This is a genomic window from Streptomyces pseudovenezuelae, from assembly GCF_029892565.1.
In the GTDB taxonomy this organism is placed as follows: Bacteria; Actinomycetota; Actinomycetes; order Streptomycetales; family Streptomycetaceae; genus Streptomyces; species Streptomyces pseudovenezuelae_A.
Map to the genome: position 1 here is coordinate 747548 of NZ_JARXVH010000001.1, position 26878 is coordinate 774425.

The following is a 26878-nucleotide window of genomic DNA, read 5'->3' on the forward strand; positions in this document are numbered from 1 at the left end:
ATAGGATCCGCCGATGATCAGAACTCAACGGCTGGCGGCAGGAGTGTGCGCCCTGCTCGCCGCCATGGCGGCCGGGCTCGCGTTCCCGGCCGCGGCAGCCGCCAGCGAACCCACGGGCGAAAGCGTCGCGAAGGTCGACCTCGTCCTCGACGTCAGTGGGTCCATGCGGGCCCGGGACATCGACGGCGGGACGCGGATGGCGGCGGCGAAGCAGGCGTTCAACGAGGTGCTCGACGCGACACCCGAGGAGGTCCAGCTCGGCATCCGCACCCTCGGCGCCAACTACCCGGGCGACGACCAGAAGACGGGCTGCAAGGACACCGCGCAGCTCTACCCGGTCGGCCCGCTGGACCGCACCGAGGCCAAGACGGCGGTGGCGACCCTCTCGCCGACGGGCTGGACGCCGATCGGTCCCGCGCTCCTCAAGGCGGCCGACGACCTCGGCGAGGACGCGGGCTCCAAGCGGATCGTGCTGATCAGTGACGGCGAGGACACCTGCGCCCCGCTCGACCCGTGCGAGGTGGCCCGCGAGATCGCGGCCAAGGGCATCGGCATGACCATCGACACCCTCGGCCTGGTGCCGAGCACCAAGCTGCGCAAGCAGCTCAGTTGCATCGCCGAGGCGACCGGCGGGACGTACACCTCGGTCGAGCACACCGACGAACTCACCGACAAGGTCAACCAGTTGGTGGACCGCGCGGCCGACCCGGTGGTGACTCCGGTGGCCACGGAGGGCGCCGACTCCTGCGCGAAGGCGCCGACGCTGAAGTCCGGTCTCTACACGGACCGCGAGGAGTTCGGGCAGCAGCGCTGGTACCGGGTGGACGTCAACCCCGGTCAGGAGCTGCGCACTTCGGTGAGCGTGTCGGCCGACCGGGCGATGAACCCGGACTACGGCGTGCTGCTGCGCGCGGTGACGGCGCACGGCCGCGAGATCGTGCGCGGCGAGGCCTCGGGCACCGGCCGCACGGACGTCATCTCGACGGGACTGCGCTATCCGAAGGCGGACAGCGACGACGAGGACGCCCCGGCCGAGACCGTGTGCCTCCAGGTGACCAACTCCTACTCGGCGGCGGCCGGCGTGAAGACGACGCCCGGTATGCCGGTAGAGCTGACGGTGGACGTGGTCGACGCGCCCTCGAAGGCGAGCGACGTGGCCTCCTTCGGCCTCGGGCGCGGCTGGTGGCTGCTCGGCCTGCTGGTGCTGGTCGGCTTCCTGGCCGGCGTGCTCTGGGGCTGGGTGTCCCGCTGGCGGCTCGCGGTCTGGAGGACCAACTGATGCGGATCACACGAGTGTTGGGCGCGGCCCTGCTGACGCTGGGGCTGGCCGCATGGCCCGCCGCGGCCGACTCCACCCCGGCGCCGAGCGCGTCGGACGACGGCTCGGCGCCGACCTCGGCGGGCACGTCGTTCCGTACGGCGGCCGAGTTCGAGCAGGGCCGGCAGGCCACCGCCGGCGCCTCCACGGGCGACTACCTGTACTGGTCGTTCCCGGCGGACGCCGGCCAACGCCCCACCGTCAAGGCGACGGTGAAGCTGCCGGACGCGCACGCCGCCCAGACCTGGCAGCTCGACGTGTACGACGGACTGCGCCGCCGTCAGGCCTGCCAGTACGGGGCGCAGACCCGCACCGCGGCCCAGGGTGCGACCTCGGTCGACCTGGCCTGCACGCTGCGGACCGTCCGCGCCTGGTCGGAGACCTGGGCCGACGACCCGCTGCCGGGCACGTACTACATCCGGCTGACCGCGGTGAACCTCGCCACGGCCGACCTGGGTCTGCCGGTGAGCACCGAGGTGCGGGTCGACTCCAAGGACGTCGGCGGTTCGGCGGCGGTGGACGGCTCGCTGGCGAAGCCGCTGGTGCCTGGGATCGCGGTGACGTCGAACTCCGAGGACAGCGACGAGGATTCGTCGTCGTCCGCCGTGCTGTCCAGCATCGAGCCCGATGACGGCTGGTCCTCCGGCTGGTGGTCCGACCGCTGGGTGTGGACCGCGGTGGGCGGTGTGCTGGCCGCGCTGGCCGGCGTCGGCGGGTACGCGCTGACGCGCGGTTCGGGCCGTCCTTCGCGGCTGCCTCCGGGCGCCTGACGGCTCGTCAAAAGGCCCGCCGCACCTGGGGTACGGCGGGCCTTTCGGCATCCTCGGGCGCCTCGGTTCGACGTCCTCAGACCTCGCGCAACGCCTTCGCCAGCATGCCGTCGCCGGTCACCTCGATCCGTCCGTCCCGCACCGCGTCGGCCACGCTCAACTCCCCGCTGCCGACGGCCGTGCCCGTCCCGGTGTCCAGGACGAGCCGGGCGTCGGGCTCGCCGGGCGCGGGTCCGTCACCGTAGACCGGGCCGTCCTCGGCACCGACGTAGAGATGGAAGTCCCCTTCCTCCAGCCGGACTTCAACGAGCCCCTCCCCCAGGTCCCCCATCTCGCCCAGGGACCGCAGCATCGGCAGCGCGAACCAGTGGGCGCGCACCGCGTCCGTGGGGCGCCGCTCGCCCAGCTCGGCCTGCCCCCACGCCCCGAGGGCCTGCACCACCGGCAGCAACTCGCGTCCGCGCGGGGTGAGTTCGTAGACGTAGGCCGCACCGGGCGGGGGCAGCCGGCGGCGGGTGGTGAGGCCGACGCTCTCCATGTCCTTAAGCCGGGAGGCGAGTACGTCCGTGCTCACGCCCGGCAGGTCGGCGTGCAGGTCCGTGTAGCGGCGCGGGCCGGCGAGCAGTTCCCGGACGATCAGCAGGGTCCAGCGGTCGCCCACGACGTCGAGGGCACGGGCTGCGGAACAGTACTGGTCGTAGCTTCGGCGTGGTGACATGCGACGCAGTCTAGACATGTCGTTGGACTTTCCAAGCTCGAACTTGGTAAAACCAAGCAACACAAGTCACCGGAGAGGCGAGCGCGCATGGAGTTCCGGCAGTCGAACAAGCTCAGCGAGGTCTGTTACGAGATCCGCGGCCCGGTGATCGAGCAGGCCAACGCGTTGGAGGCGGCGGGCCACAGCGTGCTGCGCCTGAACACCGGCAATCCCGCCCTGTTCGGCTTCGAGGCGCCGGAGGAGATCCTCCAGGACATGATCCGGATGCTCCCGCAGGCGCACGGCTACACGGACTCGCGCGGCATCCTCTCCGCCCGCCGCGCCGTCGCCCAGCGCTACCAGGAGCGGGGTCTTGAGGTCGGCGTGGACGACGTCTTCCTCGGCAACGGCGTGTCCGAGCTGGTCTCCATGGCCGTACAGGCGCTGGTCGAGGACGGCGACGAAATCCTCATCCCCGCCCCGGACTTCCCCCTCTGGACCGCCGTCACCACCCTGGCCGGCGGCAAGGCGGTGCACTACCTCTGCGACGAACAGTCCGACTGGTACCCGGACCTGGACGACATGGCGTCGAAGATCACCGACCGAACCAAGGCCGTGGTCATCATCAACCCGAACAACCCCACCGGCGCGGTCTACCCGAAGGAGATCATCGAGGGCATCCTCGATCTGGCCCGCCGGCACGGCCTGATGGTCTTCGCCGACGAGATCTACGACCAGATCCTCTACGACGACGCCGTGCACCACTCGGCCGCCGCGCTCGCCCCCGACCTGGTGGTCCTCACCTTCTGCGGCCTGTCGAAGACGTACCGCGTGGCGGGGTTCCGCTCGGGCTGGCTGGTCGTCACCGGCCCCAAGCAGCACGCGAAGAGCTATCTGGAGGGCCTGACGATGCTGGCCTCCATGCGGCTGTGCGCCAACGCGCCCGCCCAGTACGCCATCCAGGCCGCGCTCGGCGGTCGCCAGTCCATCCACGAACTGACCGCGCCGGGCGGCCGGTTGAACGAGCAGCGCACCGTGGCCTGGGAGAAGCTGAACGAGATCCCCGGTGTGTCGTGCGTGCGGCCCAAGGGCGCGCTCTACGCGTTCCCGCGTCTCGATCCCAAGGTGCACAAGATCCACGACGACGAGAGGTTCGTCCTGGACCTGCTGCTGCGGGAGAAGATCCAGGTGGTCCAGGGCACCGGCTTCAACTGGCCGACCCCCGACCACTTCCGCATCCTCACGCTGCCGTACGCGGACGACCTGGAGGCGGCGATCGGCCGGATCGGGCGGTTCCTGAGCGGATACCGGCAGTAGCGGATATCCGCAGTCGGCCTCGGGGTTCGGCCGTGTTGTCGATGGTCTCGATGTTCACGGATTCGCGGTCGCGGAGAGTGGGGATGCCATAGAGTGCGGCCACTGATCTCGGGGATCGGGGGATGGGGGAACCCCAGATGTTCATGTCTCCTCGGCGTGCGTCGGGCACGCCGTCGGTCCTACGCCACCGACTCGCGCCGCTGATCCTGCTCCTGATCGTCGTGGGCAGCCCATGGGTGCAACGGCCGGTCAGCGACTACTACTTCCGGCACTTCTACACCATGCAGATCGAGGACGGGCCCCAACGCTGGTTCGTCCAGGCCCTGTTCATGCCGGGCTGGGGGTACTCCCCCGACGACTTCGGCGGCGTGAGCCACCTGCTCGTGAACGATGTCGCCACCGTGCTGCTGCTCGCGGGGATCGTCTTCTTCACGTCACGGCTGTCGGCCCGCCGGGGGCCGGAGTTGATCCGCTGTCTCCTCGCGGGCGTACTGGCCTCGGAGTTCGTGGTCCTGCTGCAGTGCGTCATGCCCGGCGCCTTCGTTCCGGACCTGACGTTCTCCGGTGAGTTGCTGAAGAACCTGCTCCGTTCGGGCCTGATCTTCGGCCTGGCGGTCGGCGTGCTGCTCGCCCTCCTCACCACCCGTTCGCGAAGACCGCACGCCGCCAAGTCCGTCGACGCCACGACGGCGTCGCTCCGTCGGAGGAAAAAGGGAGGGCTCGGTATGACGACCGCGCCGGGCCACATGCCGGTCGGGAGCGCACCGGGTGACGTCACCCGCTATCTGTGCGCCGCGGCCTACGTCGACGAAGGGTTCGCCGACCGGGTGGTGGAGGGCGTCCTGGCCGACGAGGCCAGCGCCGTGGCCCCCTCACCCGGTGTCGACCTGCTGGCGGTGGTACGCCACTGTCTGTCCGCCCAGGAGATCCGGTACCGGCGCGATCTGCGCCTGGCGGCGGCCTTCGGGACCGTGGCCCTCCTCGCGCCGCTGTGGCTCGTCTTCGTCCTGGTGATCCTGTCGGCCGCCCAACGAGGCGGCGTACAGCAGAGTTTCGCCACCCGCGGCCAACGCCAGCCCGGCAGCCGGGTGTTGGTGAACACCGGGATCGCGGTCGGGGTGGTGGTGATCTTCGCCTTCTACCTCGGTGTCGTCTTCTCGTCCCTGCCCGTGGGCGGCTTCGCGAGCTGGCTGCTCGGTTCCTATCTGGCCGGGGTGCCCGCCGTGCTCGCGTCCGTCGGCGCCGCGGGATTCGCGTACGCGACGGTCGTACGGCACGACCTCGACGTCGACCGGCTGCTGCGCACCACCATGACCCGCGAGACGTTCGCCCGGCAGCCCCGCCCGACGGTGCCCCGGCGCAAGTGGATCGCCGAGCGGCTGCTCGCCATCAAGGAGGCGCGGGACGGCAACGTCACGGTGTACAGCGGCTACAGCCCCTTCATCGGCTACTCGGCGACCAGCTCCAAGGCGGCGATCGCCGTGCCGCTGTTGCCCGCCGAGGACCCCGCCGGGATGAGCCGACGCCCCGCCGAGCCACGGCCGTTCACGGTCACCGAACTCGTCGACCACGTGCGCCGACAGCTCCACGCGGTGGCCGCGCGCGGGGTCGCCGACGGAACGCCGACGGACTCGGTCCCGGCCTCTGCCTCGGCTAGCGGGGAGAGCCTCGGCTCCCTCGTCATCGAGGACCGGGTCTTCGCGAACGGCACGACCATCGGTGACGACGACCGGTTCATCAGGTCGACGACCCTGGCCCCGGCGGCCCGGCTGTCGCCGGAGGCGGTCGAGCGGATCATGCTGCGTCCGACCGGCACGGTCCGGCACTATCTGGCGATCCATGTACCGCTGTGGGGCGGCGATGTCGTACCGAGCGTCCTCCTGCACTTCTCGACCCTGGGCCAGACGCTGCACCTGCACATCGACAACCACGTGCTCGGCCCGGTGAACGCCGCGTACCACGTCGTGGACCGGCTCCGTGATCCGCTCACGCCCGAGCGGCAGCGCGGCCTGCTGGTGACCGCTCTCTTCCACGCCGGCCCGGCGTTCTTCGCCGCGCCGTTCCGGGCACTGCGCCACGCCCGCTTCGAGGTCCGCCACAACCGGCGGATGTCCGACGAGATCAAGGCCATGGAGCAGGACCCGGTCTACGACTACGGAGCCCGACTGAGCATCCGGGAAACGGCGTTGAGCACCAACTACCACAACTACTTCCAGGTCGTGGACGCCGAGCGGATCACGTCCCTGGTACAGCGCCACACCTTCGCCGCGATCCGCGAGTTCCTCGACGCGCACGGCTACGACACCAACGACTTCCGCGCCCAGCAGCAGACCATCCTCAACCAGGGCCTGATCCAGCAGGGCGGCACGAGCATCATCGGCAACCAGGCGATCGGCACCGGCGCGACCGCCACGCAGAACATCCCGCAGCAGCCCGGCGCGGCCGCCGTCAGCACCGCCGGCGGTTCCGACAAGTAGGGGGTCCTCATCATGCAGAGCGACGACGGGCGGCTCGATCCTCCCGTCAACAACGGCGTCGTGATCAACGGCGGCACGCACTACGTGGGCAACCAGGCCGTGGGCCACGGCGCCCAGGCGTTCTCCGGCTCGGTCTCCTTCCAGCCGCAGGACACCGAACAGTCCGCCCGTACGGCCCAACTCCTGGCCCACGTCGAGCAGTTGCTGACGGAGCACCGCGCGGCGCTCGCCGATCCCGAGGCCACCACCAGGGAGCTGCGACGCCTGCGTGAGGAACTGGACGAGGAGGAACCCCAGCCGACGGTCCTGCGGCGCGCCCTGGACCGTCTGAACGCGTTCGTCCAACCGGTGACCCCGCTGGTCGTCGCGGTCGGACAGCTCGCCCAGTCGGTGCAGGGGCTGCCGGGCCTGCCGGGGCACTGAGACCGAAGGGCCGGTTCCTCGGGACGGCCGTCCGGCCCAGCTCGTCCTGCGGGTCTCCGGCACCGTGTGGCACGGTGCCGGTAGGCGAACGGGAAGGGCGCGCACGTGGGTGATCTCTTTCTGGTCCGGCACGGGGAGACCGAGTGGTCCCGTTCCGGCCGGCACACGGGTTCGACGGATGTGCCCCTGACCGAGCACGGGCGGGAGGAGGCACGGCGCCTGGTCCCGCTGATCCGCTCGCACCGGATCGGCGCCGCGTTCGTCAGCCCGATGCAGCGGGCGCGGGAGACGGCGGAACTGATCGGGGTGCACGACGCCCGGGTCGACGTGGACCTGCGCGAATGGGACTACGGCGGATACGAGGGCATCACGACCGTCGACATCCAGCGCACCCGGCCGGGCTGGTTCCTGTTCACGGACGGCGTCGCGCCGGGCCCGCCGGAACAACCCGGGGAGACCCCGGACCAGGTCGGAGCGCGCGCCGACCGCATGCTGGCCAAGGTGGACGCGGCACTCGCCAACACCGAGGGCGTCGTCCTGCTGGTGGCCCACGGCCACATCCTGCGCGTCCTCACGGCCCGACGGCTCGGGCTCGCCCCGTCGGCCGGGGCGCTGTTCCAACTGGCGACGGGAACGGTGTGCCGACTGGGCACGGAGCATGGGCGGCCGGTGGTCGCGGGGTGGAACGTCCGGCCCCCGTCGTAGTCACTGCCGGCGGGACTGTCAGACCCCGGTCGTACGCTTCGAATGGGCCGTCTCTCTACGGTCCAGCTATGGCCGACACCTGGGGAGGAGCACGCCGTGACACGACCGCCGACCGCCGCTCAGCGGCGTGTCATCGACGCCGCCGATCCCGTGAGCGGGCGCCTGAGGGGTACGGAGGCGCAGCTCGCGACCCTGGTCAAGTACGGCCTCGCGTTCCGCCACCCGCGGCCGCCGCACGATCACTTCCTCACCCCGGCCGGACACCGCATACGGGAGACGGAGCCGACCGAGCCGCAGACGTCGCCACCGCCGCCCGAGCCCGAGGCGCCCGCCGCCACGGGCGTGTTCGCCGCACGGGTCGGCGGTGAGCCGGAGGGCGCGGTCGCCTCGCCCGCCCGCACCCGCGAGGTGCACAGCGCCTGGCAGGGCCTGCTGGAGCTGCGCCGGATGACCAATCCGGACGGGTCCACGGAGCGGCCGTGCGGCTGGGAGCGGAGCCATCTGGTACCGGCCGCCGCGCTCGCCCTGGAAGCGGCGGGTCACCGCCCGGCGGGGGCGGACGGGGCCGGCTACCGGGTGCGCGTGACTCCGCAGCCGGAGGCCGTCGCCGTGCACGAGCCGGATCCCGAGGCGCTGCGGGCATGCGCGGGCACGTTGGAGAGGGCGGGGTGGCAGGTCGGCGAGTACACGGAACCGCGGACGAGGGCCCGTTATCTGCTGGCCTCCCCGCGCCGGGTGTGAGGGACATGCCAAGATCAGTCGGTCAGACGGTCGTGGAACCCTTCCACGACCAGAGAGGGAAGCCGTGAGCGAACCGTTTTCCGTTCCTGTGACCGTCCGCGGATACGAGACCGACGTCCAGGGACACCTCAACCAGAGCGTCTATCTCAACTACGGGGAGCACGCCCGTTGGTCGTTACTGCAGGCGGCCGGGATCAGCCAGGCGCGTCTCGTGGGCCAGGGTGTGGGCCCGGTGGCTCTTGAGACGACCATCCGCTTCCGGCGTGAACTGCTCGCGGGCGACGAGGTCGAGGTGACGTGTGCCTTCGTCCTGGGCGAGGGCAAGACGTTCCGCGTCGAGCAGACCATCCGCAAGGCGGACGGCACGGTCGCGGCCGAGATAACGGCGGTGGGCGGCCTGATCGACCTCAAGGCGCGGCGGCTGGTGCCGAATCCCCGGCAGGTCCTTGAGGAACTGGCGGAGGATCCGAAGCTGTTCGGCCTCTGACACCGACCGTCAGTCCGCGCGCACCCGCACATGCACATGGCCGTCGAGCGGGAAGGCCGGGGGCGACGCGGGCAGGTGCGCGGAGAGGTCGTATCCGCACTTCTGGGCGACCCGGCAGGAGGCGGTGTTGTCGACCTGGTGGAGGAGTTCGAGGCGGGTCAGCCCGTCGGTGGCGAAGGTGGCGAAGGCCCAGTCCGTGAGCGCGTGCAGCGCCCGGGGCGCCACTCCGCGGCCGCGTGCGGGGGCGGCCGTCCAGTAGCCGACCTCGGCGGACGGGCTGTCCGGGGAGATGCCCTTGCGGACGACATGGCCGAGAGGGCGCCCTTCGGCCACTTCCGCACCCGCGCCCTCCCCCTCACGGGCCTCCACCACGGCGAACCCGAAGCGGTTCCCCTCCGACCAGCCCCGCTGCTGCTCCCGCACCCAGTGGTCGGCGCCCGTCTCGTCGTCCAGGGCCACGCTCGTCCAGTGACGCAGGGCCTCGTCCCGGTAGAGGTCGACCAGGGCTGCAGAGTCCTCCAGCCGCCAAGGGCGCAGGGCGAGTTCGGGAGCGGTCGCCGTGGCCGGTGCCGTCGGCCACGCGGTGATCCTCTTCATGGCCAGAGCGTACGTCGTACCCACGCCCCGCCCGATGACCGGAGGTCCACTCGGTCTACTCGGCCACCAACTCCGGTGCGTGCTCGGTGTCGTAGGCGGCGCGGGCATCGGCGACGTAGTGGCGGTTGCGTTCCGCCCAGTCGGTGAGGCGCTGGAGGGTCTCGTGCAACTCGCGGGCCACCGGGGTCAGTTCGTACTCGACCTTGGGCGGGACGGTCGGGTGGACCGTGCGGGTGACGAGACCGTCGCGTTCCAGATTGCGCAGGGTGAGGGTGAGCATGCGGCGGCTGATGCCTTCGATGCCGCGCTCCAACTCGGTGAAGCGGATGGGGCCGTGGGCCGCCGCGACGAGGATCTGGACGCTCCATTTGCCGGCGACCCTGTCAAGAACTTCGCGGACCGGGCACGCGTGCGCGTTCACTTCCTGGACGGTTACACCGGTGTTCCTCTGGGACATCGAGCTGCCTCCTTACGCCTCTCCTCATAGTCACTGACGATGCACCCAGTTACAAGTCGTGCACTCAGTTACTCATCCGCGAGGAGAGCGAAGGTCATGTCGACCACGATCAAGTCGACGGCACCGGCCGTGCCGTCCCGAACGTACTCCCGCTGGGCGTCCCTCGTCGTCCTGTGCGCGGGAACGCTGATGACGATCCTGGACGGCAACATCGTCACGGTCGCCATGCCGGCCATCCAGGGCGACCTCGGTTTCTCGGCGCCGGGGCTCGCCTGGGTCGTCAACGCGTATCTCATCCCCTTCGGCGGACTGCTGTTGCTGGTCGGCCGACTCGGCGATCTGGTGGGCCGCAAGCGGATGTTCGTGGCGGGGCTCGCCGTGTTCACCGCGGCGTCCGTGCTGTGCGGGGTGGCCACCAGCCAGGGCATGCTGATCGCGGCACGTGCCGTGCAGGGTGTCGGCGGCGCGATGACGGCGGCCGTGGTGCTCGGCATGCTGGTCGCGCTCTTCCCCGAGCCTCGCGAACAGGCCCGCGCCATCGCGGTGTTCAGCGCGGTCGGCGCGGCGGGCGGGGCGCTCGGCACGTTCCTCGGCGGGGCGCTGACCCAGGCCCTGAACTGGCACTGGATCTTCCTTATCAACCTGCCGATCGGCGCCGTCGCCCTCCTCGCGGCCCTGCGCGTCATCGCCCCTGAACAGGGCGCCGGCCTCGGCAAGGGCGCCGACTACCCGGGAGCCGTACTGGTCACCGGCGCGCTGATGCTGGCCGTGTTCGTGATCGTCGGCTCCGGCGACCGCTCGCTCACCTTCACGCTCCTCCTCGGCGCCCTGGCCCTCGCCCTGTTGCTGGCCTTCACCGTTCGGCAATCCCGCGCCGCACGCCCGCTGCTGCGACTGCGCCTGTTCCGCTCCCGGCTGCTGAGCGGCGCCAACGCCGTCCAGATCCTGATGATCGCGGCGATGTTCGGCTTCCAGTTCATCGGCGCGCTCTACCTCCAACGCGTCCTCGGCTACGGCGAGTTGCTCACCGGCACGGCCTTCCTGCCGGCGCCGATCGCGATCGGCGTGCTGATGCTGGGGCTGTCGGCGCGGACCATCGGCCGGTTCGGGGCGTACCGGGTGCTGCTGGCCGGGCTCGTCCTCGTCGTCGCCGGGATGGCGCTGCTGGGCCGGGCGCCCGTCGACGGTTCGTACGCCGTCGACGTACTGCCGGCGCTCCTGCTGCTCGCCGCCGGGTTCGCCGCCGCGATGCCCGCGCTGACCGGGCTCGCCATGTCGGGCGCCCGGGAGGAGGACGCGGGCCTCGCGTCGGGACTGTTCAACACCACGCAGGTGGTGGGCGGTTCGCTGGGTCTGGCGGTGCTGTCGGTACTGGCGGCCGACCGCACGGACACCCTCCTGGGCCGGGGCGAGGAGCTGGTCGCGGCCACCGCCGCCGGCTACCGGCTGGCGTTCGGCGTGGGTGCCGTGCTCGCGACGGCGGCGCTGGTGCTGGCGGCGGCGGTGCTCAGGCCGCGGCGAGGCTGACCGCCGCGGCCCTTGCGGGGGCGACGGGACTCCGGTTCCCGCCGCCCCTCCCCCGGCCTCGGCCACCGCTCTCCGGCGGAGCAGGGCTCACGACACCCCGAACGCCTCCCGGTGATCCACCGCCCACTCCCGGTACGTCCGCGCCTCCCGCCCCAGCACCTCCCGCACATCCTCGGTGACGACGTCGTTCCCGCCGTCCTGGATGAAGCGCGCGGCGATCACAAGACCGTCCGCGTACACCTCTCCCAGCCCGGCGGCGAGCAACTGCTCACGCCGCTCCTCGGGTGACAGGTCCTGGAGAGCCACCGGGCGGCCGAGGACCTCGCCGAGCACGGCGGCCTGCTCGTGCGCGGAGAGCGTCTCGGGGCCGGTCAGGGTGTACGTCCGTCCCGAGTGCCGTGGGTCGAGCAGCGCGGCCACCGCGATCTCGGCGATGTCCCTCGGGTCGACGACTCCCTGCTTCCCCGCGCCCATCATGTTGAGCGCGGGCGTGCCATCCCGAACGGACTGGGCCCAACTCAGCGTGTTGGACGCGAAGTTGGAGGGTCGCAGGATCGTCCACTCCAGCCCGCTCGCCCGGACCGCCTCCTCGCCGTGCAGATGCCAGGTACCGAAGCCGCCGACATCCGGGTCGCCCGCACCCAGACGGGGGTCACCCGTGCCGATCGCCGACAGCTTCACGATCCGCCGTACGCCCGCCGCTCGCGCCGCCGCCACCAGTCCCCGGTCGTGCTCCGCGTCGTCCGGTCCGAACACGCCCACCAGGAACGCGGCCTCCGCCCCGGTCATCGCCGCCTCGACCGAGGCCCGGTCGCGGTGATGGCCCGGCGCGGTCTCCACTCCCGAGGGCACCTGGGCACCCGCCGGGTCCCGGCTCAGGGCGCGCACCTTCTCGCCGCGCGCCGCGAGTTGTCGTACGACTTCACTGCCGATGGTGCCCGTGGCACCGGTCACAAGGATCATGTCCACCACGGTGGGCGGCGGGCGCCCCGGATCTCTTGGAAATTCCGGCACGGTTCCACGGCCCGCGGGGGTGTGCGGCGCGCCTACGGTGGAGGGGTGACGTACGCCGTGTCCCGCCAGATCCTGCCCACGCCCGAGACGCTGCGCCCGTGGATCGCGGGCATCGGGACCGTGACGGTCGACGATGTGCCGACGGAGACGTTCATCCATCTGCCGGAGGCCGCCACCAAGGTGGTCATCCGCGGCGGGCCGAACGGCAGCCGCAGCATCCTGGTCGTCGGCCCGCGCGCCCGTGCCTCCTACCACCGGGGCAAGCGCTTCGTCTCCTGTGTGGAGATGCGGCTCGCGCCCGGCACGGTCCGTCCCCTGCTCGGCGTCTCGGCCGTCGAACTCCTCGGCCACGCCGTGCCATTGGGCGACCTGCCCGGTGCCGCGGCCGTACGGCTGGCACAGGAGCTGCGTCGGCTGGATCCCGAGGAGTCGCTGGCCCACCTCACCCACGTGCTCCCGGAGCGGCTCGCGTCCACCGCCGACCGGGCGCGAACCGAGTTGGTGCGTGCGGGAGTCGACGCGATGTCGATCCGGTCCGGGCAGGTCCCCGCGCACGTCGGTGACGTGGCCCGTGAACTGGCCGTCAGCGAGCGGCAGTTGCGCAACCTGTTCGCCGAGGGCGTCGGGCTCTCCCCCAAGCACTTCGCCCGCATCAGCCGCGTACGGACCGTCCTCGACCACGCCGCGACCCGCTCCTGGGCCGACCTCGCGGCCGCCACCGGCTACTACGACCAGGCGCACATGACGACCGACTTCCGCACTTTGATGGGTGTCCCGCCCCGCTCGTACTTCACCGGGCGCCTGCCGCAGGCGACGCCCTGCCAGGCGATCCCGCGGCGCTGAAAATCGGCTGCGGAGCCGGCCGGGCGGCTGGGATGCTCCGGATCATGTCCGCACGACGCGTCAAGCCGAGCCTGTACATCTCCGTCGACATCGAGGCCGACGGCCCGATCCCCGGCCCGTACTCCATGCTCAGCTTCGGTGCCGCCGTCGCCGGGGTGCAGAACGCAGACGGGTTCACGGCCGCGGACCCGGAGCGGCAGACCTTCTACCGCGAACTGCGGCCGATCAGCGAGGAGTTCGTCCCGGAGGCGTTGGCCGTCAGCGGGCTCGACCGGGAGCGGCTGCGGGTGGAGGGCACCGAACCGGCCGACGCGCTGGGCGAGTTCACCGCGTGGGTCCGTGAGGTGGGCGCGGACGCCGGCGCGCAGCCCGTCATGTGCGGCTACCCGGCGCCGTACGACTGGACCTTCCTGTACTGGTACTTGATCCGCTTCACCGGTTCGAGTCCCTTCGGGCACTCGGGCTGCCTGGACATGAAGACCCTGTACGCGACCAAGGCGGGGGTCCCGCTGCGGGCGGTGGCGAAGGGCACGATGCCCCGCCAGCTGCTGTCGAGGCGCCGTCACACCCATCACGCCCTGGACGACGCCGTCGAGCAGGCCGAGTTGCTGGCCAACCTCATGGCGTGGAACGGCAGTTCGCCCGCCGCCTCGCAGTGACGCCCCGGCTCAGTGGGCCGCCGCGATCTCCTCGCCCGCCTCCATCGGATGGGTCACGTCCTGTGCGTCCCGTTGCCTGCCCAGGTGGTTGAAGAGCAGGTTCAGTACGACGGCGGCCACGCAGCCCGTCGAGATGCCGGAGTCGAGAACGATCCGCACGGTCTCCGGGAAGGCGTGGTAGAAGTCCGGCGCCGTGATCGGGACGATGCCGACGGCCAGGGAGACGGCGACGATCAGGACGTTGTTGTCCTTGTCGAGGCCGGCCCGGACGAGGGTCTGGATGCCGCTGGCGGCGACCGAGCCGAACAGGACGACGCCGGCGCCGCCCAGGACCGGACGCGGTACGACGGCGATGAGCGAGGCCGCCATCGGGCACAGGCCCATCAGGACCAGGAAGCCGCCGCCGGTCGCGACGACGAACCGGCTGCGGATGCGGGTCATCGCGACCAGGCCGATGTTCTGCGCGAAGGCGCTGCACATGAAGCCGTTGAAGAGCGGGCTGAGGGCCGAGCCGAGCGTGTCGGCGCGCAGACCGGCGGCGATGGTCCGTTCGTCCGCCGGGCGTTCGACGATCTCGCCCAACGCCAGCATGTCCGCGGTGGATTCGGTCATCGAGACCACCATCACCACGATCATCGACACGATCGCGGCGAGCTGGAACTGCGGCGCACCGAAGTGGAACGGCGTCGGGAAGCCCACCACGTCCGCGTCGGTGACCGGGCCGAAGTCCGTGACGCCGAACGGGATCGCGACAAGCGTGCCCACGACCAGGCCGAGCAGTACGGCGATCTGCTTGACGAAGCCGGTGGTGAAGCGGCGCAGGAGCAGGACGATGAGGAGGGTCAGGCCTGCAAGACCCAGGAACCTCGTCGAACCGTAGTCGTGCGCGGCGGGGTTGGGGCCCTGCGCCCAGCCGAAGGCGACGGGCAGCAGGGACACGCCTATGAGCGTGATCACCGTGCCGGTAACCACCGGCGGGAAGAAGCGGATCGCCTTGCTGAAGAAGGGCGCCGCGATGAAGCCCAGCAGGCCCGCCACCATGACCGCGCCGAAGATGATCGGCAGCGCGTCGGACTTGCCCTCGGTGGAGGCGACGATCGCGGTCATCGGGGCGACGCCGGCGAAGGTGACGCCGTTGACGAAGGGCAGGCGGGCGCCGATCTTCCAGATGCCGAGCGTCTGGAGGAAGGTGGCGAGTCCCGCGGTGAAGAGGCAGGCGCCGGTGAGGAAGGTCAGTTCGGTGCCGGAGAGGCCGATGGCCGCCCCGACGATGAGCGGCGGGGCGACGACTCCCGCGTACATGGCCGCCACGTGTTGCAGGCCCGTGGTGGCCATCTTGAGTGCGGGAAGTTTTTCGTCGACGGGATGGACGACGGGTTGGCTGTCTGGGTGGGTGACGGGGTGGGCGGTCACGGCGGCTCCTCCGGGCGGGTAACACGTCGGCTCTGACGTGGGTTTCAGGAGGTGATGCGCGGTCGTGCGGGACCGGGACGGAACCCAATGAATGGGGCGGGTAAGGCCGTTCCGGGGCGCACACATCCATGCACGCCCCGGCCACGGCCACCGGACGAGGGCCGTCCCCCTCGACCGGAGATCTTCAACTGGTCAGCCCTGCGCGGCGATTCCTGCCAGGCGCCGGGCCTCCTCCCGCGTGGAGCGGGCGATGGCGTCCTCGTCGACATGCAACAGGCGGCCCGCCTCGACGATCTGACGGCCGTTCACGAACGACGCGGTGACCGGGGCCGCCGCGCCGAAGACCAGCGCGGTCACCGGATCGGCGATGGACGCGTGGGCGAGGGTGTCCAGCCTCCACAGCACCAGGTCGGCCAGCTTGCCGGGCTCCAGCGAGCCGATCTCGGCGGCGCGGCCCAGGACTTGGGCGCCACCGTAGGTGCCGAGGCGCAGCGCCTGACGGGCGTTGAGAGCGGCCTCGCGGTGGGCACCGAGGCGGTTGATGAGGAGGGCGTTGCGCAGTTCGGTGTGGAGTTCGCCGGACTCGTTGGAGGCGGTGCCGTCGACGCCGAGGCCGACCGGGACGCCGGCGGCGAGCATGTCGGGGACGCGGGCGATACCGGCGGCGAGGCGGGCGTTGGAGGAGGGACAGTGGGCGACGCCGGTCTTCGTCCGGGCGAAGGCGGCGATGTCGGAGTCGTTCATGTGGACGCAGTGCGCCATCCACACCTCCTCGCCGAGCCAGCCGGTGGACTCGAAGTAGTCGGTCGGGCCCATGCCGAACAGCTCCTTGCAGAACTGCTCCTCCTCGACCGTCTCCGAGCCGTGCGTGTGCAGCCGTACACCGAGCCGGCGGCCCAACTCGGCGCCCTCACGCATGAGTTCGGTGGATACGGAGAAGGGCGAGCAGGGCGCGACGGCGACCTGGGTCATCGCGTCGAAGGAGGCGTCGTGGTGCTCCCGTACCGTCGCCTCGGTCGCGGCCAGCGCGCCTTCGAGGGTCTCGACGGCGAAGTCCGGCGGCAGCCCGCCGTCCTTCTCGCTGCGGTCCATGGAGCCGCGGGCCAGCGTGAAGCGGACGCCCATCTCGCGGGCGGCGCCGATGATGGCGCCGGAGAGGTCGCCGGAGCCCTTGGGGAAGACGTAGTGGTGGTCCAGCGCGGTGGTCACACCGCCGCGGGCCAGCATCGCGAGGGAACCCTGCGCGGCGGCGCGGACCATCGGCTCGTCGATGCGCGCCCAGGTCGGGTACAGGGCGACGAGCCAGTTGAAGAGGTTGTGGTCGGTGGCCAGGCCCCGGGTGATCCACTGGTAGAAGTGGTGGTGGGTGTTGACCAGGCCGGGGGTCACCAGGTGGCCGGTGGCGTCGATGCGGCGTACGACGTTCTCCAGGCCCTCGGGGGCCCGGCCCGCGCCGAGCGACTCGATGCGGTTGCCGGCGACGACGAGGTGGCCGGTGGCGTACTCCGTGTCCTTGGCGTCGACGGTCGCGATCGAACAGTTCTCGATGACGATGCGCTGAGCTGCTGCCATGGTTCGTCCTATTCGCTGTGTGGAATGGGCACGGCAGGACCCCGGGATTTGAGTACCGTGGCCCGCACGAGAGGGCGGACCACGGGTGCCGCAAAGGGAGTTGCTCAGAGGTTGGTGAGGTCCACCGGGATCTTCGGCTCACAGCCGTCCCGCAGGATCGTCGCCTCGATCAGGCCGTAGGGCCGGTCGGCGGCGAAGTACACCTCATTCTCGTTCTTCAGCCCGAACGGCTCCAGGTCCACAAGGAAATGGTGCTTGTTGGGGAGCGAGAAGCGGACCTCGTCTATCTCGCTGCGGCTGTTGAGGATCCGCGAACCCATTTGGTACAGGGTCTGCTGGAGCGAGAGCGAGTACGTCTCGGCGAAGGCCTGGAGCATGTGCTTCCTCACCTGCTCGTAGGACTTCTCCCAACTCGGCATCTTCTCCTCGTCGTCGGACCAGTTGAAGCGCCAGCGGGCGGAGACCTGGGTGGCCAGGATGCGGTCGTAGGCCTCGGGGAGCGTCGTGTACTTGTCCTTGACGTAGCCCCAGAACTCGGAGTTGGTCGAGTTCATCACGACCAGGTCCTTCAGCCCGGATATGACCTCCCACGACTCACCGTCGTAGGTGATCTGCGTGACCCGGGTCTCCTGGCCCTTGCGGACGAAGGAGTGCTTGACCTCGTCGGCGCCGATGAACTTGGAGTTGGCGTCGGAGGTCTCGATCCGCTCCCAGGAGTACTCCTCGATGCGGATGCGCGCGGTCTTGATCGGCTCCTGGCTGGTCACGAAGTGCCGGGCGAGGTGGATGCCGAACTGCTCGGCGGACTCGATGCCGTGCTCCTTGGCGAACGCGTACACCGTGTTCTTGGTGGTGTCGGTCGGCAGCACGTTGGCGTTCGAGCCGGAGTAGTGGACCTCGTCCATGTCGCCGCTCAGCGCCACGGACACGTTGAGGTCCTTGATGTGATGGGTGGCGCCGTCCCGCGTGATCTTGACGACTCGGTTCTCGGCCTTGCCGTACTGGTTCTGCCCAAGGATCACAGGGTGGGGTGGGCGGGAATTGACTGCCATGTCTGCTAGCTCCCTCGGTATACGGAGTAGCCGAACGGGTTGAGCAGCAACGGCACGTGGTAGTGCTCCCCGGCCTGCACAGCGAAGGTGATCGCCACCTCGGGGAAGAACACTCCGGTCGCACCGCTGTCCCGATTCGCGGGGGCGTCCTGCTGCGCATCGGCTTGCTTGTTCTCGAACTTCGAGAAATCGGACTTCAGGAAATACGGCTCCACTTCGAAGTCGAGCCGTACGTGTGTGGTGCCCTCCGGCAGCGCCGGCAGGTCCTTGCACCGCCCGTCCGCGTCGGTCGCGGAGCCACCGAGCGGCTGCCACTCCTCCAACTGGCCGCTGCGGGCCGCGAGTTGGACGGCGACGCCCTCGGCGGGGCGGCCGACGGAGGTGTCCAGGATGTGGGTGGACACGGAGGCGGTGGTGCTCGTGCTCATGCCTGCTCTTCCTGTACGAGGTTGCCGAGCCGGATGCGGTTGATCTTGCCGAGTTCGGCGCGGACGATCTCGCGCTCCTGCTCGGGCGAGTTGCCGATCCGTTCCTTGACCGCGTCCCGCATCTGCTCACCGGTCCGGCCGGTGGCGCAGATGAGGAAGACATGGCCGAACCGCTCCTGGTAGGCCAGGTTCAGCTCCAGCATCTCCGCCTTGAGCTCCTCGGAGGCGCCGGCCATGCCGCGCTGCTCCCGGCTGGAGGTCGGGTCGCCCGGCTTGGGGCGGCCGATCGGCGGGTGGCCGGCCATCGCCTCGGCCAGGTCGTCCGCGGTCAGCTCGGCCATCGCCGCGTCGCTCGCGGAGCAGAGGTCCTCGGGGTCGGCGTACGGACGGGCGGCCAGCAGCCGCTTCGCCCACGCCGTGGAAGCGCACGCCTCGTGGAGGGCGGCGAGGGCCGCGTGCTCCTCCAGGACGTTGAACCGGGCGAGCCCCGGGGGCGTGGAAGTCGACGTCACGGGTGCCTCCGTGGCCGCGGAACGGCCTTCGTGCTGAACGGGCTGCGAGTAGCTAACGCCCTCGGAAACACCGCGTCAACACTTTGTTGAAAATTCCGGGTAACAAAGCCACGGAAGCCGCCCGGCGGCCCGGCTCAGGCCTCTTTCTCCCGGTTCAGGTAGTTGTAAACCGTGAACCGGCTGACCCCCAGCGCACCCGCGACGGTCTCCACGCCGTGCCGTACCGAGAAGGCGCCCCGCGCCTCCAGTATCCGTACGACCTCCTGCTTGGCCTTGCGGTCCAGCTCGGCGAGCGGCTTGCCCTGCTTGCGCTCCATCGCGGCCAGGATGTGGTCCAGCGAGTCCGCGAGCTGCGGCAGTCGTACGGCGACCACGTCCACGCCCTCCCAGGCGAGCACGACGTCGTCGGGTCCCGCCTCGTCCGGCGGGACCATCTCCCCGCCCATGGCGTCGACCAGCGGCTTCACGGCCGTGATGAAGGGTTCGTCCCCGGTGCGGTTCACGCGCCGTCCTCCCCGATCACGTTGACCTGCAGGGAGATCCGGGTGGCGCCTGCTTCCAGGCTCTTGCGCAGCAGCGCGTCCACGGCGGTGAGTACGGCGTCGGAGGCGCCCTCCGCCGTGTTGCCGAACGGCCCGACGTCCACCGCGTCCAGCTCACCGGCCTCGATGACCTCACGGGCGACGACCGCGTGCGCGGGTGCCTCGTCGAGGTCGAAGGGTTCGGTGGTGAACTCCACTCTCAGTCGCATACTGCCCCCAGACACGGTCCTGACCTGCGTACCCGCCCGGATCACCCGTAGCGAGGGCACATCGGGGCACCACCGGGAGGACATCTCGGCGACACCGGGACCGTGCACTCCGGACACCGGCGACGCCGGTCGGTCCGCCCGCGAGCGACTCTAACGGACCCAGGGATCACCTCGCCGGGTACACGACAGCGGACGGATCGGCCGGGGCCTCACTCCGAGGGCGCCCGCCCCTCACCCCGCAGAAACACGAGGCTGCCGATGACCCCGAGCAGCACCACACCGGCGTTCACCGCGACGGCCGTCTTCAGGCCGCCGAGGACGGCCGCGGGTCCGGTCCCCACCATCGCCGCCGTGGCCACCGCGCTCATGACCGGTGTGCCCACGGTGATGCCGATCTGCTGGGTCATGGTGGCGAGCCCGGTGGCCAGCCCCTGTTCCCGGTCGGCCAGACCCGACGTGGCCGTGACCATGAAGCCGACGATGGCCAGCATGTTGCCGATCCCGCCCAGGAAGGTGCCGGTCAGCAGCAGCCACAGCCAGGACCGGTCGACGCCGAGGCCGAGCAGTGCGGCGGTGGCGACGGCCTGGACGAGTCCGCCGGCGACCAGGGTCGACCGGCTGCCGAACCGGCCGATGACCCGGGGCGCGGCGAGGCCGCCGAGGACCGTGCCGAGGCCGAGCACGCCGAAGCTCAGCCCGGCGGCCAGCGGGGAGAAGCCGAGCACCTCCTGGAGGTAGAGGGTCATCAGGAAGACCAGGGACGTCTCGGTCAGGAAGGCGATCAGCCCGGCCACGTTGCCCCAGGCCACGGACCGCCTGCCGAGCACGCTCGGCGGCACCAGCGGTGCGGGGGCCCGGCGCTCCACGGCGAGGAAGACGAGCAGCAGAAACAGGCCCAGGCCCAGCGCACCCAGAGCGAGCGGCGAGCCCCAGCCGCGCTCACCGGCCTGCGTGAAGCCGAGCACGACGGCCAGCAGACCGAGTGTGACGGTGACCGCGCCGGGCAGGTCGAGCTTCGGGCGTTCGGCGGGCCGCGACTCCTTGACGACCGATGGGGCGACGACGAGGACGGCGAGGGCGACGGGGATGTTCAGGAAGAACGCCCACCGCCACGACAGGAGATCGGTGAGCATGCCTCCCAGGATCGCTCCGGTGGTGAACCCGGCCGACATGAGCGCCCCGTTGAGACCGAGCGCCCGCTCCCGCAGCGGTCCCTCCGGGAACGAGGTGGTCAGCAGGGACAGGCCCGCCGGGGTGACCGCCGCGGTCGCGAGGCCCTGGAGGACGCGGGCGGTGATCAGCGTCTCCGGGCTCTGCGCGAGGCCGCCCAGCAGAGAGGCGGCGGCGAGCACGGCGAGGCCGCCGAGGAAGATCCGCCGACGCCCGAACAGGTCCGCGACCCGGCCGAAGAGCAGGGTGAACCCGGCCGCGCACAGCGCGAACGCGGTGCCGATCCACTGCAGGTGCGCCAGCGAGAAGCCCAGGCCGTCGCCGATCACGGGCAGCGCCACGTTCAGGATGGAGAAGTCGACCGCCAGCATGAACTGGGCCGCGAGCAGCAGCACCAGGACCAGCCGGAGCCGGGGGGTGAGGGCGGCCGGCCCTGTGCCGGCCGCCCTCGTGTCGGTGACGGTCATGGCGTCGTGTTCCTTCCTCACGGTGATGAAGGAAAGGCTCGCCCGCCGCCAACCGCCCAGCCAGATCCCGGAGTTGGGCAGGCACCGCAAGGGTGGTCACGGCGTGACCACCCTTGCGGATCCCGTTCGGGAGCACCCACGGGCATGATGGAGAGGCGGCGCCCACATCGAGGAGGCAGGCATGGACACCCGGTCCGAGCTAGGAGAGTTCCTCAGATCCCGCCGGGCCGCACTGCGCCCCGAGGAACTCGGCCTCACCCCGCACCCGACCCGCCGCCGGGTCACGGGGCTGCGGCGCGAGGAGCTGGCCACGCTGGCGGGCGTCAGCATCACCCACTACACCCGCCTCGAACAGGGCCGCGCGCGAGGCGTCTCGGACTCCGTGCTGTACGCGATCGCCCGCACCCTGCGGCTCGGCGCCGACGAGACCGCCCACCTGCTCGCCCTCGCCCGCCCCGCCGACGCGTCCGTGCCCCGGCCACCCGCCCCACCCCGCGCCGAACACGCCGGCGCCTCGGCCCGCCAACTGGTCGCCGCCATGACCGACGTACCGGCCCTCGTCCTGGACCGCCGAGGCGACGTACTCACCTGGAACCGGCTCGGACACGCCCTGCTCGCCGGACAGTTGGCACCGGACGGCCCCGAGCGGCCGGCGGCGCGCCCGAACCTCGTCCGGATGCTGTTCCTTGACGAGAGGTACCGGGCGCTGTACGACGATCCGGACACGGAGGCCGAACTGGCCGTCGCCTCCCTGCGCTTGGTGGCCGGCCGCCATCCCGACGACCGCGCGCTCGCCGCACTGGTCGGTGAACTGTCCATCCAGAGCGCCGAATTCGCCGCCCTCTGGTCCCGGCATCCGGTACGCACCTGCACCTCGGGCACCAAGCGACTGCACCATCCGACGGTCGGTCCGCTGGAACTCGCCTTCGAGAACCTCTGCATACCCGGCGCCTCCGGGCAACGCCTGATCGCCTACACGGCCGCCCCGGGCTCCCCCTCGGAAGCCGCACTGCGCCTGTTGGGCAGCCTCACCGCGCCCACGGCCACCGCGGACCGGCACTGACCCCACCACCTCGCAGGACGACCCACGGCTTCCCTGACGTGGGCGCCTTCGTGCGCCCTGCCCCCTTGACAAGCCCCGGCCCGCGACGGCAATCTTCCATTAAGCAGAAACTAACTTCCGCAATACGGAATCTCGATACGGAAGGGAGCGCGGCCCCCGATGCCAGGTTCTGGATTCAGCGCCGCCGCAGACCAGCGCTTCAACGTCAACCTGTCGATCCTCTTCACGGAACTCCCGCTCCTGGAGCGCCCCGCGGCCGCCGCCGCGGCGGGCTTCACCGCGGTCGAGCTGTGGTGGCCCTGGGTCGACTCCCCCACCCCCGAGCGGTCCGAGCTCGACGCCCTGAAGAAGGCGATCGAGGACGCGGGCGTCCAGCTCACGGGCCTCAACTTCTACGCGGGACAGTTGCCGGGCCCCGACCGCGGCGCCCTGTCGATCCCGGGCGAGGAGTCGGAGCGGTTCCGCGCGAACATCGACGTGGCCGCCGACTTCGCCCACTCCCTGGGCACCAAGGCGCTCAACGCGCTCTACGGCAACCGCGTGGACGGCGTCGACCCGGCCGAGCAGGACGCGCTCGCGCTGGAGAACCTGGTACTCGCGGCCCGCGCGGCCGACCGGATCGGCGCGATCCTCCTGATCGAGGCGCTCAACAACCCCGAGTCGCCGCTGTACCCGCTGGTGTCGGCGCCGGCCGCCGTCGGGATCGTGGACAAGGTCAACGACGCGTCGGGCCTCGGCAACGCGCGTTTCCTGATGGACCTCTACCACCTGTCCATGAACGGCGAGGACCTGCCGTCGGTGATCGAGCGCTACACGGCGAAGACCGGGCACGTGCAGATCGCGGACAACCCGGGCCGCGGCGCCCCCGGCACCGGCTCGCTCCCCCTCGAAGACCTCCTCCACCAGTTGGCGAAGGCCGGTTACGACGGCTGGGTCGGCCTGGAGTACAAGCCGGGCGACCGGCCGAGCGCCGAGGCCTTCGAGTGGCTCCCGCGCGCGGCGCGCTGACCTCATCGACGCCGAACTCCCAGACTTCGCAGAGCAGTTAGAGAGGCTCCCAGCATGAGCAACCTCCCCAAGATCGCCTGGATAGGCCTCGGCATCATGGGCTCCCCCATGTCCGAGAACCTGATCAAGGCGGGTTACGACGTCACCGGCTTCACCCTGGAGCCGGACAAGTTGGACCGGCTCACCGCCGCCGGCGGCACGGCCGCCGGTTCGATCGCGGAGGCCGTGCGGGACGCCGACGTCGTCATCACGATGGTGCCCGCGTCCCCGCAGGTCGAGGCGATCACGTACGGCCCCGACGGCATCCTGGAGAACGCGCGCTCCGGCGCCCTGCTGATCGACATGTCCTCGATCACCCCGCAGACCTCGGTGGACCTGGCAACGGCCGCCCGGGACAAGGGAATCCGCGTGCTCGACGCCCCCGTCTCCGGTGGTGAGGCGGGCGCGATCGAGGCCGTGCTGTCCATCATGGCCGGCGGCGGGCAGTCCGACTTCGAGGAGGCCGAGCCGATCTTCGACGCGCTCGGCAGGACCATCGTGCTGTGCGGTCCGCACGGCTCCGGTCAGACCGTGAAGGCCGCCAACCAGCTGATCGTCGCCGTGAACATCCAGGCGTGCGCCGAGGCCGTGGTCTTCCTGGAGAAGTCGGGCGTGGACCTCGCGGCGGCCCTCGACGTCCTCAACGGTGGGCTCGCAGGCTCCACCGTGCTGACGCGGAAGAAGGACAACTTCCTCAACCGCGACTTCAAGCCGGGCTTCCGGATCGACCTGCACCACAAGGACATGGGCATCGTGACCGACGCGGCCCGCAACGTCGGTGCCGCACTGCCCGTCGGGGCCGTGGTGGCCCAGCTGGTCGCCAGCCTGCGCGCCCAGGGCGACGGCGGCCTCGACCACTCGGCCCTGCTGCGCTCCGTCGAGCGACTCTCCGGCGCGCAGCTCTGATCCGAGGGCCCAGCTCTGATCCGAGGGCCGGCTCCGGTCCAGGAGCCGAGCCCTGATCCAGGGGCCCCAAAAGCTCCGGGCGGCGCCGACGCCGACAACTGTCCTGTCGCGCCCAGGCGAGGCGCCGCCCGGAAACCACTTCAACAAACTGTTGACGCCCAGATCGCCCCCTTCTAGGCTCCACGAAGAGGCTCCACGAAGCGGAAACAGTTTTCCGCTGACACCTGCACGGAAGGTCCACGATGTCGAAGCGTGCGCTCACCGCGCCGACTCTCACCACAGAGTCCGGCGCCCCGGTCGCCGACAACCAGAACTCCGCCTCCGCCGGCATCGGCGGCCCGCTCCTGCTCCAGGACCAGCACCTGCTGGAGAAGCTCGCCCGCTTCAACCGCGAGCGCATCCCGGAGCGCGTGGTGCACGCCCGCGGCTCGGGGGCGTACGGCTACTTCGAGGTGACCGACGACGTCACCGGCTTCACGCACGCCGACTTCTTGAGCGGTGTCGGCAAGCGCACCGAGCTGTTCCTGCGCTTCTCGACCGTGGCCGACTCGCTGGGCGGCGCGGACGCGGTGCGCGACCCGCGCGGCTTCGCGGTCAAGTTCTATACGGAGCAGGGGAATTACGACCTGGTCGGGAACAACACCCCGGTGTTCTTCATCAAGGACCCCATCAAGTTCCCCGACTTCATCCACTCGCAGAAGCGCGATCCCTTCACGGGCCGTCAGGAGCCGGACAACGTCTGGGACTTCTGGGCGCACGCCCCCGAGGCCACGCACCAGGTGACCTGGCTGATGGGCGACCGCGGCATCCCGGCGTCGTACCGCCACATGAACGGTTACGGCTCGCACACCTACCAGTGGACGAACGCCGACGGCGAGGCGTTCTTCGTCAAGTACCACTTCAAGACCAACCAGGGCGTCCGCAGCCTGAGCAGTGAGCAGGCCGCGGAGATCGCGGGCAAGGACGCCGGCTCGCACCAGACAGACCTGCTTCAGGCCATCGAGCGGGGCGTCAACCCGTCCTGGACGCTGCACGTGCAGATCATGCCGGCGGCCGAGGCGGCGGAGTACCGCTTCAACCCGTTCGACCTGACCAAGGTCTGGCCGCACCGCGACTACCCGCTCCAGCGCGTGGGCCGACTGGTGCTGGACCGCAACCCGGACAACGTCTTCGCCGAGGTCGAGCAGGCCGCGTTCTCCCCGGACAACTTCGTTCCGGGCATCGGCCCCTCGCCCGACAAGATGCTCCAGGGCCGCCTGTTCGCGTACGCGGACGCCCACCGCTACCGCCTGGGCGTCAACCACACGCTGCTCGCGGTGAACGCCCCCAGGGCGACGACCGCCCGCAACTACGGCCGCGACGGCCTGATGGCGGCCAACTCCCAGGGCCGTTACGCCAAGAACTACGAGCCGAACTCCTACGACGGCCCGGTCGAGACCGGCCGCCCGCAGTCCGCCCCGCTCGCGGTGACCGGGTACACCGGCACCCACGAGGCGCCCCAGCACACCAAGGACGACGACTTCTTCCAGGCGGGCGAGCTGTACCGCCTGATGTCCGAGGACGAGAGGTCCCGGCTCGTCGCGAACATCGCCGGTGGCCTCTCGCAGGTCTCCCGCGACGACGTGATCGAGAAGAACCTCGCGCACTTCCACGCCGCCGACCCCGAATACGGCCGGCGCGTGGAAGAAGCGGTCCGCGCCCTGCGCGAGGACTGAGCCCCCGGCCGTGTCCGACCCGGTGACCCGGATGAGGGGTGGTCACGCGGGACAGGACACGGTGCGGGTAGGGCGAGGACCGCGGCGGAGTGCGAGCCAGTGCGGTGGTGAAGGACCCGGGCCTCCATCTCGACCAGAGGGAAGGAGCGCCCCGGTCCCATCGCCTCCACCGCGGTCCCGGCCCCACATGAACGACAACCGAGCGACACCAGGCGCCGGATGCGGACAGTCCCGTATCCGGCGCCTTCCGCATTTCCGGCCTTCCGGGTGCGTGGCCACCCCTTCCCCAGCAGTCTGAGGGCATGGCACATCCAACCGAGAACCCGCACATCGTGGTCCACGCGCCGGCCCTGGACGGGTCCCGGCGCGTGACGTCCGGGGACGAGACGCTGGGCATCGCCACCCACGTCGACGACGTCGCCGAGATCCTGCGACTGGCCGATCTGTACGTCACCGACGTCGAGGACAGCGAGCTCATCGAGTGGCAGGGCGGCGGTCCCGAGGACTGGCCGGGGCTGTCGGAGCACCATGAGGGGGCGTGATCACGGGCGCGTGCGGGGGGACGTAGGACGTCTACGCAATCCTCAAATCAAGCTCTGAATATTGTTCAAGAGGCTTCAACCACCCTCGGGGGTGGGCACATTCTGGTCACGCGTGGGGCCCGCCGACACGGGGGCGGCGGGCCCCACGCGTACCGAAAAGACTCGTGCGCACCGAAAGAGCGGCCCACCTCAAGGTGAGCCGCTCTCC

Annotated in this window: 28 protein-coding genes; 16 read left to right on the forward strand and 12 right to left on the reverse strand. The window is 70.7% G+C overall.

The genetic code is table 11. From position 1 onward, the window contains the following. The first annotated feature begins 13 nt into the window (after positions 1-13). Both M2283_RS03370 and M2283_RS03375 read left to right on the forward strand, forming a co-directional pair. Positions 14-1279, forward strand: a complete 1266-nt coding sequence (locus M2283_RS03370; RefSeq protein ID WP_280874411.1) for a VWA domain-containing protein — start codon at positions 14-16, stop codon at positions 1277-1279. After that, the gene (locus tag M2283_RS03375; RefSeq protein WP_280874413.1) at positions 1279-2088 is read left to right on the forward strand and encodes a hypothetical protein; all 810 of its coding nucleotides are present in this window, start codon (positions 1279-1281) and stop codon (positions 2086-2088) included. The genes M2283_RS03370 and M2283_RS03375 overlap by 1 nt, the downstream gene beginning before the upstream one ends. Before the next feature lie 76 nt (positions 2089-2164). Here M2283_RS03375 and M2283_RS03380 read toward each other — a convergent pair whose 3' ends face one another. After that, a complete protein-coding gene (locus M2283_RS03380) occupies positions 2165-2806 on the reverse strand; it encodes a winged helix-turn-helix transcriptional regulator (protein ID WP_280874414.1) in 642 nt (213 codons plus the stop codon). A gap of 87 nt (positions 2807-2893) precedes the next feature. Between M2283_RS03380 and M2283_RS03385 the strand changes: the two genes are divergently transcribed. The 6 genes from M2283_RS03385 to M2283_RS03410 all read left to right on the forward strand — a co-directional run bounded on the left by M2283_RS03385 (position 2894) and on the right by M2283_RS03410 (position 8935). Next, on the forward strand, positions 2894-4102 hold the full coding sequence (locus M2283_RS03385; protein WP_280874416.1) for a pyridoxal phosphate-dependent aminotransferase: 1209 nt from the start codon (positions 2894-2896) through the stop codon (positions 4100-4102). 137 nt (positions 4103-4239) lie between these two features. Continuing rightward, positions 4240-6579 (forward strand): hypothetical protein, encoded by a 2340-nt coding sequence (locus M2283_RS03390; protein ID WP_280874417.1) that lies wholly within the window; start codon positions 4240-4242, stop codon positions 6577-6579. Positions 6580-6591: 12 nt separating this feature from the next. Then, positions 6592-7002, forward strand: a complete 411-nt coding sequence (locus M2283_RS03395) for a DUF5955 family protein (protein ID WP_280874418.1) — start codon at positions 6592-6594, stop codon at positions 7000-7002. A gap of 105 nt (positions 7003-7107) precedes the next feature. Beyond that, positions 7108-7707 (forward strand): histidine phosphatase family protein, encoded by a 600-nt coding sequence (locus tag M2283_RS03400; protein ID WP_280874419.1) that lies wholly within the window; start codon positions 7108-7110, stop codon positions 7705-7707. Between the two features lie 96 nt (positions 7708-7803). Continuing rightward, entirely contained in the window at positions 7804-8448 is a 645-nt protein-coding gene (locus M2283_RS03405) for a hypothetical protein (protein WP_280874420.1), read from the forward strand. Positions 8449-8512: 64 nt separating this feature from the next. Next, a complete protein-coding gene (locus tag M2283_RS03410) occupies positions 8513-8935 on the forward strand; it encodes an acyl-CoA thioesterase (RefSeq protein WP_280874421.1) in 423 nt (140 codons plus the stop codon). A 9-nt stretch (positions 8936-8944) separates the two neighbouring features. Here the strand turns inward: M2283_RS03410 and M2283_RS03415 are convergent, their stop codons facing one another. Both M2283_RS03415 and M2283_RS03420 read right to left on the reverse strand, forming a co-directional pair. Continuing rightward, positions 8945-9532 carry a GNAT family N-acetyltransferase gene (locus M2283_RS03415; RefSeq protein ID WP_280874422.1) on the reverse strand — a complete coding sequence of 196 codons (588 nt, stop codon included), beginning with the start codon at positions 9530-9532 and terminating at the stop codon, positions 8945-8947. Positions 9533-9587: 55 nt separating this feature from the next. Then, entirely contained in the window at positions 9588-9989 is a 402-nt protein-coding gene (locus M2283_RS03420) for a winged helix-turn-helix transcriptional regulator (protein ID WP_280874423.1), read from the reverse strand. A 96-nt stretch (positions 9990-10085) separates the two neighbouring features. Here M2283_RS03420 and M2283_RS03425 point away from each other — a divergent pair, with 96 nt between their 5' ends. Continuing rightward, entirely contained in the window at positions 10086-11516 is a 1431-nt protein-coding gene (locus M2283_RS03425) for an MFS transporter (protein WP_280874424.1), read from the forward strand. Between the two features lie 87 nt (positions 11517-11603). Here M2283_RS03425 and M2283_RS03430 read toward each other — a convergent pair whose 3' ends face one another. Beyond that, positions 11604-12479: an NAD(P)H-binding protein gene (locus tag M2283_RS03430; protein ID WP_432423015.1), complete on the reverse strand. Its 876-nt coding sequence runs from the start codon at positions 12477-12479 to the stop codon at positions 11604-11606. 96 nt (positions 12480-12575) lie between these two features. Here M2283_RS03430 and M2283_RS03435 point away from each other — a divergent pair, with 96 nt between their 5' ends. Continuing rightward, positions 12576-13373, forward strand: coding sequence for an AraC family transcriptional regulator (locus M2283_RS03435; RefSeq protein WP_280874426.1), 798 nt, complete (start codon positions 12576-12578; stop codon positions 13371-13373). Between the two features lie 44 nt (positions 13374-13417). After that, the gene (locus M2283_RS03440; RefSeq protein WP_280874427.1) at positions 13418-14032 is read left to right on the forward strand and encodes a 3'-5' exonuclease; all 615 of its coding nucleotides are present in this window, start codon (positions 13418-13420) and stop codon (positions 14030-14032) included. Positions 14033-14041: 9 nt separating this feature from the next. Here the strand turns inward: M2283_RS03440 and M2283_RS03445 are convergent, their stop codons facing one another. The 8 genes from M2283_RS03445 to M2283_RS03480 all read right to left on the reverse strand — a co-directional run bounded on the left by M2283_RS03445 (position 14042) and on the right by M2283_RS03480 (position 21397). Further along, the gene (locus tag M2283_RS03445) at positions 14042-15571 is read right to left on the reverse strand and encodes a nucleobase:cation symporter-2 family protein (RefSeq protein WP_432423016.1); all 1530 of its coding nucleotides are present in this window, start codon (positions 15569-15571) and stop codon (positions 14042-14044) included. A 66-nt stretch (positions 15572-15637) separates the two neighbouring features. After that, positions 15638-17017 (reverse strand): 8-oxoguanine deaminase, encoded by a 1380-nt coding sequence (locus tag M2283_RS03450; protein ID WP_280874429.1) that lies wholly within the window; start codon positions 17015-17017, stop codon positions 15638-15640. A 104-nt stretch (positions 17018-17121) separates the two neighbouring features. Continuing rightward, on the reverse strand, positions 17122-18069 hold the full coding sequence (pucL, locus tag M2283_RS03455) for a factor-independent urate hydroxylase (protein WP_280874430.1): 948 nt from the start codon (positions 18067-18069) through the stop codon (positions 17122-17124). A gap of 5 nt (positions 18070-18074) precedes the next feature. Further along, positions 18075-18497, reverse strand: a complete 423-nt coding sequence (gene uraH, locus M2283_RS03460) for a hydroxyisourate hydrolase (protein WP_280874431.1) — start codon at positions 18495-18497, stop codon at positions 18075-18077. Then, positions 18494-19009 carry a 2-oxo-4-hydroxy-4-carboxy-5-ureidoimidazoline decarboxylase gene (uraD, locus tag M2283_RS03465; protein ID WP_280874432.1) on the reverse strand — a complete coding sequence of 172 codons (516 nt, stop codon included), beginning with the start codon at positions 19007-19009 and terminating at the stop codon, positions 18494-18496. The genes uraH and uraD overlap by 4 nt, the downstream gene beginning before the upstream one ends. Positions 19010-19143: 134 nt before the next feature. Further along, positions 19144-19512, reverse strand: coding sequence for a helix-turn-helix domain-containing protein (locus M2283_RS03470; protein ID WP_280874433.1), 369 nt, complete (start codon positions 19510-19512; stop codon positions 19144-19146). Then, on the reverse strand, positions 19509-19760 hold the full coding sequence (locus tag M2283_RS03475) for a hypothetical protein (protein ID WP_280874434.1): 252 nt from the start codon (positions 19758-19760) through the stop codon (positions 19509-19511). The genes M2283_RS03470 and M2283_RS03475 overlap by 4 nt, the downstream gene beginning before the upstream one ends. A 209-nt stretch (positions 19761-19969) precedes the next feature. Beyond that, complete coding sequence (locus M2283_RS03480; RefSeq protein WP_280874435.1) at positions 19970-21397, reverse strand: MFS transporter; 1428 nt, start codon at positions 21395-21397, stop codon at positions 19970-19972. 181 nt (positions 21398-21578) lie between these two features. On the opposite strand from M2283_RS03480, the gene M2283_RS03485 reads away from it, so the two are divergent. The 5 genes from M2283_RS03485 (at position 21579) to M2283_RS03505 (ending at position 26670) form a co-directional block, all read left to right on the forward strand. After that, positions 21579-22460, forward strand: coding sequence for a helix-turn-helix domain-containing protein (locus tag M2283_RS03485; RefSeq protein ID WP_280874436.1), 882 nt, complete (start codon positions 21579-21581; stop codon positions 22458-22460). Between the two features lie 159 nt (positions 22461-22619). Continuing rightward, positions 22620-23468, forward strand: coding sequence for a TIM barrel protein (locus M2283_RS03490; protein ID WP_280874437.1), 849 nt, complete (start codon positions 22620-22622; stop codon positions 23466-23468). Positions 23469-23522: 54 nt separating this feature from the next. Continuing rightward, on the forward strand, positions 23523-24413 hold the full coding sequence (locus M2283_RS03495) for a 2-hydroxy-3-oxopropionate reductase (protein ID WP_280874438.1): 891 nt from the start codon (positions 23523-23525) through the stop codon (positions 24411-24413). 242 nt (positions 24414-24655) lie between these two features. Then, positions 24656-26128, forward strand: a complete 1473-nt coding sequence (locus tag M2283_RS03500) for a catalase (RefSeq protein WP_280874439.1) — start codon at positions 24656-24658, stop codon at positions 26126-26128. A gap of 302 nt (positions 26129-26430) precedes the next feature. Then, complete coding sequence (locus M2283_RS03505) at positions 26431-26670, forward strand: hypothetical protein (protein WP_280874440.1); 240 nt, start codon at positions 26431-26433, stop codon at positions 26668-26670. Positions 26671-26878: the final 208 nt, after the last annotated feature.